This window comes from Paenibacillus sp. cl130 (genome assembly GCF_900116035.1).
In the GTDB taxonomy this organism is placed as follows: Bacteria; Bacillota; Bacilli; order Paenibacillales; family Paenibacillaceae; genus Paenibacillus; species Paenibacillus polymyxa_B.
The window spans coordinates 256028-268212 of the sequence record NZ_FOYG01000004.1 but is presented as its reverse complement, the minus strand read 5'-3'; the positions used below and the strand labels follow the sequence as shown (position 1 = coordinate 268212).

7 protein-coding genes are annotated in these 12185 nt (G+C 47.9%); 3 read left to right on the top strand and 4 right to left on the bottom strand.

Annotation, left to right across the window (positions count from 1 at the left end; translation table 11 throughout):
- The first annotated feature begins 78 nt into the window (after positions 1 to 78).
- A complete protein-coding gene (locus BM358_RS13565) occupies positions 79 to 3672 on the top strand; it encodes a family 14 glycosylhydrolase (RefSeq protein ID WP_028540852.1) in 3594 nt (1197 codons plus the stop codon).
- A gap of 392 nt (positions 3673 to 4064) precedes the next feature.
- Here the strand turns inward: BM358_RS13565 and BM358_RS13560 are convergent, their stop codons facing one another.
- The 4 genes from BM358_RS13560 to BM358_RS13545 all read right to left on the bottom strand — a co-directional run bounded on the left by BM358_RS13560 (position 4065) and on the right by BM358_RS13545 (position 10321).
- Entirely contained in the window at positions 4065 to 5093 is a 1029-nt protein-coding gene (locus BM358_RS13560) for an NADH:flavin oxidoreductase/NADH oxidase (protein WP_028540853.1), read from the bottom strand.
- Between the two features lie 318 nt (positions 5094 to 5411).
- Positions 5412 to 6716 (bottom strand): ABC transporter substrate-binding protein, encoded by a 1305-nt coding sequence (locus BM358_RS13555; RefSeq protein ID WP_028540854.1) that lies wholly within the window; start codon positions 6714 to 6716, stop codon positions 5412 to 5414.
- A 106-nt stretch (positions 6717 to 6822) separates the two neighbouring features.
- Entirely contained in the window at positions 6823 to 8469 is a 1647-nt protein-coding gene (locus BM358_RS13550; protein WP_028540855.1) for a response regulator transcription factor, read from the bottom strand.
- Positions 8462 to 10321 carry a cache domain-containing sensor histidine kinase gene (locus BM358_RS13545; RefSeq protein ID WP_023990949.1) on the bottom strand — a complete coding sequence of 620 codons (1860 nt, stop codon included), beginning with the start codon at positions 10319 to 10321 and terminating at the stop codon, positions 8462 to 8464. The genes BM358_RS13550 and BM358_RS13545 overlap by 8 nt, the downstream gene beginning before the upstream one ends.
- Positions 10322 to 10443: 122 nt before the next feature.
- Here BM358_RS13545 and BM358_RS13540 point away from each other — a divergent pair, with 122 nt between their 5' ends.
- Together BM358_RS13540 and BM358_RS13535 are read left to right on the top strand one after the other, a co-directional pair.
- A complete protein-coding gene (locus BM358_RS13540; RefSeq protein WP_013312582.1) occupies positions 10444 to 11340 on the top strand; it encodes a carbohydrate ABC transporter permease in 897 nt (298 codons plus the stop codon).
- Positions 11340 to 12170 (top strand): carbohydrate ABC transporter permease, encoded by an 831-nt coding sequence (locus BM358_RS13535; RefSeq protein WP_013312583.1) that lies wholly within the window; start codon positions 11340 to 11342, stop codon positions 12168 to 12170. The genes BM358_RS13540 and BM358_RS13535 overlap by 1 nt, the downstream gene beginning before the upstream one ends.
- Positions 12171 to 12185 lie beyond the last annotated feature (15 nt).

Here is a 12185-nt window from a genome sequence, read left to right as displayed (position 1 = left end):
CCGCTTGCTTTATACTATTTTTGTAGACGTTTACAAAATGTTGTCGAATTAGACTATGCTTTGGGGAGGATGATCGGTTTGACCTTGTATCGAAGTCTATGGAAAAAAGGGTGCCTGATGCTATTAAGCATTGTGCTATCTCTGACCGCCTTTATTGGCTCACCCTCCAATACGGCAAGCGCAGCGGTTGCTGATGATTTTCAGGCTTCTGTCATGGGGCCGCTGGCGAAAATTAATGACTGGGGTGCCTTCAAAAAGCAACTGCAAACGCTGAAAAGTAACGGTGTGTATGCTATTACCACCGACGTCTGGTGGGGCCATGTGGAGAGCGCAGGAGATAACCAGTTCGATTGGAGCTACTACAAGACCTATGCAGATGCAGTAAAAGAAGTGGGATTGAAGTGGGTTCCTATTATCTCTACGCATAAGTGTGGGGGAAATGTGGGGGATGATTGCAACATCCCGCTACCAAGCTGGCTGTCTAGCAAGGGCAGTGCAGATGAAATGCAGTTCAAGGACGAAAGCGGTTTTGCCAATAACGAAGCCCTCTCTCCATTATGGAGCGGGACTGGTAAACAATATGACGAGCTATATGCCTCATTTGCTCAAACCTTTGCTAGCTACAAAAGCATCATTCCCAAAATTTATTTAAGCGGTGGGCCCTCTGGAGAATTGCGATATCCTTCATACTATCCGGCAGCGGGATGGAGTTATCCTGCACGGGGCAAATTCCAAGCCTACACTGAAACAGCCAAAAATGCGTTCCGCACGGCCATGAATGAAAAGTATGGATCAATGGACAAGATTAATGCAGCCTGGGGTACCAAGCTGAGCAGCCTTGGCCAAATCAATCCACCGACCGACGGGGACGGATTTTACACGAACGGCGGGTATACTTCCACGTATGGGAAGGATTTTCTGTCGTGGTACCAAAGCGTGCTTGAGAAGCATCTGGGCGTCATCGGAGCTGCTGCACACAAAAACTTCGATTCCGTGTTCGGTGTCCGTATCGGAGCCAAGATTTCCGGTCTGCACTGGCAGATGAACAATCCTGCCATGCCTCACAGCACAGAGCAAGCAGGTGGATATTATGATTACAACCGTCTCATCGAGAAGTTCAAAGATGCGGATCTGGATTTGACCTTTACTGCTCTGGAGATGAACGACAGTGGTACAGCACCGAATTATTCCTTGCCGTCCACATTAGTAGATACTGTCTCCTCGATCGCTAATGCCAAGGGTGTTCGCCTAAATGGTGAAAATGCACTCCCAACAGGCGGTAGCGGCTTTCAAAAAATCGAAGAAAAAATCACAAAGTTCGGTTATCACGGCTTTACACTTTTACGCCTCAACAATCTCGTCAACAACGACGGCTCACCAACCGGTGAGATGAGTGGATTCAAACAGTATATCGTAAACAAGGCCAAGCCCGGCGATAACGGTGGCGGTACAGGCAACAAGGTAACGGTATACTACAAAAAAGGCTTCAACTCACCTTACATTCACTACCGTCCGGCTGGCGGAAGCTGGACTGCTGCGCCTGGTGTGAAAATGCAGGATGCCGAGATTAGCGGCTATGCCAAAATTACCGTCGATATCGGGTCTGCCTCCCAATTGGAAGCTGCTTTTAATGACGGTAATAACAGCTGGGACAGCAACAACACCAAAAACTACTCCTTCAGCACGGGCACTTCTACTTACACGCCCGGTAACAGCGGCAATGCGGGAACGATCACATCAGGCGCTCCATCGGGCACGGTTCCCGGGGATGGCGGCGGTACAACTAATAAGGTAACGGTATACTACAAAAAAGGCTTTAACTCGCCTTACATTCACTACCGCCCGGCTGGCGGAAACTGGACTGCCGTACCCGGTGTGAAAATGCAGGATGCCGAGATTAGCGGCTATGCTAAAATTACCGTCGATATCGGGTCTGCCTCCCAACTGGAAGCCGCTTTTAATGACGGCAATAACAGCTGGGACAGCAATAACACGAAGAACTACCTTTTCAGCGCGGGAACTTCTACCTACACGCCCGGCTCTAACGGAGCCGCAGGAACTATCCGAACGGGGGCACCTTCGGGGAGCATCCTCAGCGTAGGGACTTCCACCTACACAACCAACCTCAACGAAGTTGCAGGACCTATCCAAACAGTGGAACTTTCGGGTGCATCCTTAAACGTAGGCACTTCTACGTACGTACCCAACTCTAACGGAGTTGAAGTAACTATTCAAACGGGGGCGCCTTCGGGCGCCTTCACTCCTATAGATCTAGGTACCCTCTCCAAGCCCACTCCCCTCAACACAGACTGGAGCAAACAGAGCATTTATTTTATCATGACAGACCGATTTAGCAACGGAGATCCATCCAACGATAATTACGGTGGCTTCAATTCCAACAACAACGATCAGCGCAAGTGGCATGGTGGCGATTTTCAAGGTATTATTAACCAACTCGACTACATTAAAAATATGGGGTTTACCGCCATCTGGATTACTCCGGTAACGATGCAAAAGAGCGAATACGCTTACCACGGCTATCATACGTATGATTTTTATGCGGTAGACGGGCATCTTGGTACCATGGACAAGTTCAAAGAGCTGGTTGGTAAGGCACACGACAAAAATATCGCTGTGATGCTGGACGTAGTTCCCAATCACACTGGCGATTTTCAACCTGGGAACGGCATCGCCAAGGCTCCTTTTGACAAAGCGGACTGGTATCATCACAATGGCGACATCACAGGAGCAGACTACAACTCAAACAATCAGTGGAAAATCGAAAACGGTGACGTTGCCGGATTGGACGACCTGAATCAGGACAACCCAGATACAGCGAATGAACTCAAAAACTGGATCAAATGGCTGCTGAACGAGTCGGGGGTCGACGGACTGCGGGTGGACACTGTGAAGCATGTACCCAAAGGGTTTTTGAAGGATTTTGACCAGGCCGCCAATACCTTCACTCTCGGTGAAATTTACAGTGGCGATCCTGCTTATGTGGGTGATTACACCCGGTATCTCGATGCCGCACTGGATTTTCCGATGTATTATACAATCAAGGATGTGTTTGGACACGATCAATCTATGAGGAAAATCAAGGAACGCTACTCAGATGATCGTCACTATCGCGATGCCCAGACCAACGGCGTATTTATCGACAATCATGATGTAAAACGTTTCCTGAATGACGCCTCTGGCAAGCCGGGTGCTAACTATGACAAATGGCCTCAGCTCAAGGCCGCCTTGGGCTTTACTTTGACCTCACGCGGGATTCCTATCATCTATCAAGGCACCGAGCAAGGCTTTAGTGGCGGAGATGATCCTGCCAACCGGGAAAACGTTGTGTTTAACGCCAATCATGATCTGTATCAGTACATCGCTAAGCTGAACCGTGTGCGCAACAGCCACCCTGCCCTGCAAAACGGGAGCCAAAAGGAAAAGTGGGTAGACGACTCCTTTTACAGCTTCCAGCGCTCTAAAAATGGCGACGAGGCCATCGTACTTATCAACAACTCCTGGAGCAGTCAAACCCGCACGATTGGCAACTTCGACAATCTGTCCAACGGCACTCGCCTGACCAACCAATTAAGCAACGACTCCATTCAGATCAACAACGGTTCGATCACCGTGACCCTCGCTCCAAAGGAAGTTAAAGTTTTCACCAAATGAGTTACATCGATTATTCAATTGTGCTAAAATAAATGATAGAAGGATATACTAAAAAAGAGCAAGGATGCTGGTAACATCCCTACTCTTGGCAACAGCCGCTTTGAAGAGCGGTCGGCTGAACAGGGCTAGCTCTATTAGAAATAGACCGTTTTCCCTTGTCCAGGGCGGTCTATTTCTTTTTGTTTTGGTTCAACGCAATAACAATCGTAACGATTAATCCGATCAACGCTACTAATAGCGTTCTATATGATATACAAAATATAACCACTACTACGTGTAAGATTGCTTACACTGTACCATCTGTCCATAAAACAAAACAGGCACCTGACGAAGCGTACACTTCGTTGCAGGTGCCTTGTTTATATATAAACAACGTGGGGATTACTTAGGCCTCAGTAGCCACGTTGATATTGTTCAGGTATGGAAGGCTTCTCGCCGTGCAGCGTCACTGCTGCATGAATCGCCCAATATGGATCGCGCAGCAATCCGCGTCCCACAGCGACCAGATCGGCATCCTCGTTGCCGATAACGGACTGCGCCAAGGCTGGGTCATCCAGTGCGCCGACAGCGATCACCGGGATGTTCAGTGCCTCGCGGATTTGGCGTGCGAACGGCACTTGATAGCCCGGATAGTTGCCCGGCTTCCTGGTGCCTGCAGGTCCTTCCCCGCCCGAGCTAACATGGATCACGTCTACGCCTGCCGCCTGATATGCACGGCTCAGCTCAATGGCATGATCCACATCGTACCCACCATCTACGTATTCCACCGCGCTGATGCGTAAGATTAACGGCATACCCGCAGGCATTTCCTTGCGTACAGCCTGAATGACTTCAACACCGAAACGGGATAAATCCTTACCGTACTCGTCGTCCCGCTTGTTTGTAACTGGCGAATGGAATTGGTGAATCAAGTAACCATGTGCCCCGTGAAGTTCAATCGTATCCACGCCCGCTTGAACTGCACGCCGGGTAGCGTCTGCGAATTTCTGCACCATGCCACGGACTTCCTCCGTCGTAAGCGCGCGTGGCTGTTTATAATTCGCATCCGGGTATGCAATGGCCGAAGGAGCAACTGGCTCAGCTGCATCCTCAGCTTTACGGCCCGCGTGAGCAATCTGGATGCCTACCTTGGACCCGTGCGCATGAATGCCATCAACCAGCTTCTTATAAGCTGGGACATGCTCGTCTGACCAAAGACCCAGATCATAATCTGTAATCCGTCCATCTGGTTCCACGTCTGTCATTTCTATAATAATCAGGCCCGTACCTCCAATAGCCCGACTCAGGTAATGAACATGATGCCAATCATTCGGAATCCCGTCCTTGGCTGTCACCGAGTATTGGCACATCGGGGGCATCACCACACGATTCTTTAATTCCAAATCTTTCAGTGTATACGGTGTAAACAACGAATTCGTCAAAACGTTCATCTCCTTTTTACCTTTACCACATCAATGAAAATGCGTTCCAAATTACACGGTCTATTATAAACATGATCGGCATAGTCCAAACGGAATAAAGAGATTCCCTCAAACGGGGGATCTCTCACATTTGCAACTTGCAGTCATTATGTATGTCGTACGTTGTAGATATATTGCACACAACCTATTATCCACAACTCAATAACTTTTTGCAAGTAAATATTTAATTATTATTAAATATTTTTTTATCCACGCCCTCTTCGCCTCCTAGCTATAACACAAAAAGACGCCCTTACGGACGCCTCTGCAGAACTAATCTTATTGTGCTGAACCTAATTGCACCCATGCCTTCTCAATCTCTGCAACCGCCTGATCCTTGTTCATGTTGCCGCTGATATATGCCTGCATCAGCTCGCCAAATTTTTGGTGGAACGTATCCAGCGAGTAGTTAACAGACAGATCACCGGACTTCGACGTTTTCAAAATGCTTTCCATTTCCTTAGGCATTTCCAGATCAGGAAGCGGTGCATCCTTAATTGGAGGAATCACCTTCGCTACCTGGGAGAACCAGTTCTTGCCGTATTCCGAAGTGTACAGCCAGTTGAAAAATTCAATCGTTTCCTTCGATACTTCGGAATCCTTGTTGATACGCAGCGCCTGATCTGCACCGGTAATGATGACCGATTGATCAGCTTTGTCACTCACCGGATATCCCATGATGCCAATTTTAAGATCAGGATTAATTTTCTTGATTGCTTCCTCATCCCACGCACCTTTACCCGTCATAAACGCAGCTTTTCCGGATGCAAAATCACTTACTTCCGCATTGCTGTCCCGTTCCAGCGGCTTATCTGTGCCATGTTTCACCGTCAAATCAATGAAGTTAAAGAAGTTGTTGTACAGCACTGGGTAGTCCTTGATTTTTGCTTTGCCTGCGATAAAATCGCTAACGAGTTGCTTCGGTTCCACGCCCGCATCCTGCGCAGCAGCATCTACATAGTGTTGGAAGATATGCTTCCATACCCACCACTCTTTATATGCATTGGCAAATGGAGTAATGCCCTTCGCCTCTAGCTTGGTGACCGCATCCTGCATTTCTGCAATCGTCTTCGGCGGGGAGGTTACCCCAGCCTTGGTAAGCAAATCCTTATTGTAAATCAGCGTAAACAGGTTCCCCTTCACCGGGAATCCCAGCACTTTACCGTCACTGGAACTCATATTCGCTCGAACAGCATCCGTCATGGCTGCTGCCAGTGGCTCATTGGTCAGATCGGCGCTATAATCCGCATACGTGTCGATGTCGCCTCCAGCCGTCGTTTGGAATACATCCGGTGTACTACCTGAGGCTATTTTCGACTTCAGAATCGTGTTGTAGTCTGCCTGCATGATCTCCAGATTGATCTTCACGTTAGGTTTGACCTTCTTATACTCCTCAATATACGCGTTAAAAGCATCGGTATACTCTGGTGAAGCTGTGAACATGTTTATTGTAACCGTTTTCAAATCTTCTTTGCCGCCAGCACTTTCTTTCGACGCATCCGTGCCGCCGCTGCTTCCACATCCGCTCAACAAACCGACCGTCAAAAGCAAACTGCCGGATAACGCCATCATCTTCTTTAACATGGATACTCCCCCATTTGTTTGTGATCAACGTCCATGCGCTCATTCTAAAAAATATACTCCAATTTAAAAAGGCAGATTAGTGAAGCGTTAAGGGTAAAAAAGTGGTTTATTGCAGGCTCACCCGATACTCAGACGGTGACACCTGATAATAATTACGAAAAGCCTTACTGAAATAATTTTTATCTTTGTAGCCAAGCATATCCGAGATTTCCTGTATTTTCAGGCTAGAATCACCCAGCAGCTCCTTCGCCTTGTCCATTCTAACCTTCTGCACATATTCGTGAATACCGTAACCAAACTGCTGCTTGAACAGCTTCATCAGGTATTCCCGACTCAAAAAATAGGTTTCGGCAAAAAACGAAATTTTGATATCCTCAAAATAATAACGGTCGATGTGCCTTTTGATGTCCGTTATGTCAAAGGGCTGGTTCCCCGCTTGAGCATGTTGGACCCCAGCAATGTAAAGCTCCAGCATTCGATTCAATCTCTGACCGTAGTGGACAAAGCTCGTAAAATCAGCAGACAAATCGCTTTCCCCCACTTGCTCCAGATCTTCCAAAGCTCCATCTTGATTCAACGCTGACGTAGACGCACCCAACTCAATCGCAGCTTCTCTCAGTAAAAAATGGAACTCCTTCATCATTCGATCCGCATCCTGTAAACGGAAAATAGGGCCTGATGCCAATTGTTTCAGCAGATCGCCCAGCAGTACCTTTGCCCGGTTCGCCTGACCTGTCTGAGCATCCTTTTGGATCGACAACAGTCGCTCCGTCCATGACATTTCCTCTAACGTACCCATTTGCCGTGGCACTGTATGAAGAATGTATTCCCCTTCCAGCTTTAACACATCCGTGCTGTGAATGAGCGTCTTGGCATCCATATAAGCAGACGCTAGCTCCAATACATCTGTGCAGAGCTTACCCAATCCGGCAACTACCACCATGCTGAACAGCCCATGCAGGTTCGCCACCGCCTTCTGCGTCACTTGTGCCAATAGTAAGGCCATATGTTCTTCTTGTCCTGGGGCCAAGGTACAGATCGAAACGACCTCACGCTCCCGTCGCGGATGGGAGAAGCTAAAACAACTCAACCGTTCATCTGACGTCTGAGCTAACACATTGGTCACGGCAAAATCCATCAGATCGGCATCGCCATGAAAACGCGTCCTACGAATCTCATCCCTGTTCAGCAGCCGCAGCACGATCACCCCAAAGCGATTCCCCTTCTGATCCGCTCCGATCAATGGGAGCAACGCCGTATTGGCCTGCCTTTTAAAGCTACCGTCCAAAATGGACAAATATAGCTTCTCTTTCAGCTTCGGCAGTGACATATTCAGCGTAATGTTCTGGCTAATGAACTTGTTTTTGCTTTGCTCTCGGCTTTCCAGAATGTCCACTGCTTTGCGCAGTGCCTGGTTCAGATCCTGACGATTGATAGGTTTGAGCAGATAGTCCACCACCCGGGATTGTATCGCCTGCCGTGTAAATTCAAAGTCGTTGTAGCCGCTAATGACAATCGTCAGCAGATGGGGATATGCCTTTTCGATCGCACGAAGAAATTCGATACCGTTCAGCTCAGGCATTTTCATATCGACCATCACCACATCTATATGGTGCTGACCCAACAGCTCCAGTCCCAACCTTCCATTCGTCGCCTCATAAATATGTTCGATGCCCAGACGGTCCCAGTCCCCGATAATACGAATGGCTTCGCGCAACGGCTCTTCATCGTCAATAATCAATACGTTATACATGACTACTTCCTCCCCGGGGAATTTGCATTCTCATTTCCGTTCCCGTTTCATCCGTAAGTATGAATAATCCTGCCTGATCTCCGTACAAAAGCTTCAGCCGTGTGTTCAGATTTTTCAAACCAATATGCTCGCTCTCCCGTTCTTCCCATTTTTCATGGAATGAATCCAGCACCATTCTCAGCTTGTCCTCTGAAATTCCAGGTCCGTTGTCCCTGACTGCAATTGTGGCATTTGTAGAACTCGATTCGGCTGAAATGACGATCAGAATATCGCTTGATACTTTTTCCAACGCATGCTTGATAGCGTTTTCCACCAACGTCTGCACAGATAATCTCGGGATCGGCAACTCCATCAGCGTTTCCTCCCATACCACTTCGACCCGCAGTCTCGCCCCGAACCTTGCTTTTTGCAGACCTATATACCGTTCAATGTGCTTGAGCTCTTCGCGGGCAACTACGATATCCTTGCCGTTGATGGAATACCGCAACGTTTGGGCCAATGCATCCACCATATCCGCCATGTCGAACATCTCCCGCTTTAATGCCTGTGTGGATATGGCTTGCAGGGCATTGTACAGAAAATGAGGATTAATTTCAGCCTCCAACGCCTTGAGTATGGCATTCTTTTCGACCAGCTTCATGCGATAGCGCTCATTAATAAGTTCTTCGGTTCTTTGGACCATTTCGTTAAAATGCAGCGACAAATATGCAATCTCGTCATGTCCCTTCACAGGAGCTGTTGCTCCAAAATCTCCGGTGCTAAACCGCTTCATCTGGGTGGACAGCTTATGTAAAGGTCGGGTAATGGCGTTCGAGGTCAGTGTCACTAATATAATAGACACACCTAAAAACAAAGCCCCGATGGCATAGCTCCAATTCCGTGTTGTCGTAGCTGCTTCATAAATCTGGCGGTATGGGATGGGCTTGATGAGCTGCCACCCATCTTTTTCACCAGCATCATAGACGACCAAATACTCCTGATTGCCACTGCTATCTGACCACGTTACTCGCCCGCTTCCTCCCTTGCCGATCTGTGCCAACACTCCGGAATCACGCATCCGCTCATAGAGCGGAAAGCTATTCACATAAAAGGGAACCCCTTTAGGGCTCATTAGCATCAATTGGTCCCCTTTGCCCAGTGGGATGTTCTGCATGATTTCATCCACGGCGCTCGTATTGTAATAAAAGGACAGCACCGCCTGCGGGTGACGGGATGCAATCGACCTCAGCACTCGATGGTATGCCATAAAGCTGGCTTGTGGCGCCACATAGCCCATATCAGAACGGGACCCTACAAAGGATTGAAATGATTCGTTCGTGGTACTAGCCATCGCCTCTTTATACCAAGGAAGCTTGGGAATATCCGTGTTTATTCCTTTGCGCACCGTAATGTTGTACGTCTCCCTGGTAACCACATAGTATTGATGTCGGTCCGCCACGTACAGATAGATCGCTTCCAGATCATTACGTGAATAAAACATGCTGCGCAAGTAATCTTCAATGACCATTCGCGAAGCATAGTCCCGGTTCTCATTGGCAATCGCGTTCATGATATCGTTATAACGTAGCTGTGGAAGAGCCAACTGCTGCATTCCCTCCAAGTAATCCTCCAAATTCTGATTGACCAGCAGCAGATTATTGGTCGTGCTGGCGATGCTATGGTTAACCGACTCCTTTTCAATCATCTGATAGGAAATAATTGTAAGTGAGCCCACCACCAGAATAATCACCGAGGTAAAAAGAAGAATGAGTTTGTTCACTAATTTTTGCGTGATCCTCCTCCACATGGAGCGAAGAATCGTTCCTACGCGCTCTGACATCATGATAACCGCCCCTTTTGAAAGCGTACACATTTTTACCCTCAACTGTTTTCTTAAATCCATTGGTCCGGCCCTAGGGGCTATCCTATACTTTCATTATATCTTAAACAGCTTGGAGCGAAAGAGCGGAAAATGTTGAGAAAAAGAGGTGCGTTATGCTGAAAAAAAGGGGAACCTGGGGCGACAAGGGTAGTAAACTGGAATTCGGTTTATTCACACTGCCCGTAATCTTGTGCATTACGATTGCATTTTATATTCCGTTTTTGATGACGATACGCTATTCCCTGACCAAGTGGAACGGCATATCCAAACATCCGAAATTTGTAGGTTTGGATAACTTCAAGCAAATCCTGCTTGGGGACGCCAATTTTGCACATGCAGCCTGGTTTACCGTCAAGTATGCCATCCTGTACATTGTATTGGTGAATGTGCTGGCCATTTTGCTGGCGCTCGTTCTCGATATGAAGCTGAAAAGCTCGGCTTGGCTGCGGGCGGCCTTCTTTATCCCGTATATCCTCAGTCTCGTGATTGTCGGCTTTATATGGAAATTCATCTTCATGCAAGGCTTTGAGTCACTGGGACACAGTACAGGCTGGGGCATCTTCCAGCTGAGCTGGCTGGGTGAGGAAGGGCTCGCGTTTGTTTCCATTTTGGCAGTATCGATCTGGCAATCCATTGGCTTTTACATGGTCATTTATATTGCAGGCTTACAATCTGTGCCAGAGGATCTAAAAGAAGCTGCCATTGTTGATGGCGCGGGGCCGATTCGGAGATTTTTCAGTATTATTCTACCGATGCTCGCACCTTCCATTACGATCTCAGTCTTCATGGCACTGACCAACTCGATCAAAGTGTTTGACGTCATTTTATCTCTGACCGGCGGTGGACCGGGAGGTACGACATACAGCATTGCGTATGATATTTACCGGGACACATTCCAGAACAATCTGTATGGCTACGGAACAGCCAAAGCATTGATTTTATTCGTTGCAGTCCTGATCATTACGATTATTCAATTGTCTATTTTCAAACGCAGGGAGGTTGAAGCCTGATGCAACGCAGCCGTACGGGACGTATTTTGCTAGAAGCGGGCATGATTGTATTATCACTATTATTTTTGTACCCGCTGTTTCTCGCCATTAACAATTCGTTCAAAAGCTTCGCTGAGGTCATGACCGACGTCATTGCGCTGCCCAAGCAGCTTTCGCTGGATAATTACGTATATGTATGGAAATTCATCGACTATCCACGCCTATTTCTCAATAACACCATTATTACCGTCGTCGGCCTGGCAGGTATCGTGCTGATATCTTCCATCGCGGCCTACAAGCTGGCAAGAACCAAAAGCAAATGGAGCTCCGTGATTTACATGCTGTGCATTATGCCGATGCTGATCCCGTTTCAGTCCATCATGCTCACTGTCTTGCGACTGGCGAAAGACTTAAATCTGGCAGACAGCACTTGGGGACTTGGCTTGCTGTATTGGGGCTTCGGCGCACCGCTGGCAGTGTTTATCTATCACGGCTTCGTGAAAGGTATTCCGGCTGAGATTGACGAAAGCGCCAAAATCGATGGAGCCTCGGGCTTCCGGCTTTTCTTTTCCGTGATTTTCCCCTTGCTGAAATCAGTCACCGCCACCATTGTCATTATCGACGTGATGTGGATTTGGAACGATTTTCTGCTTCCGCTTCTCATGGTCAACGGCTCACCCAGCACCAAAACGCTGACGCTGGCCGCCTACACCTTCGTTGGACAGTATACGTCAGACTGGCAATATGCCATGACCGCGATGGTAATGGCTGTGCTGCCTTCCATTATCGTATTTATTTTTCTGCAAAAATACATTGTCAAAGGCGTCGTCGCCGGAGCCGTCAAAGGCTGAGTCAAGTATTCGAAG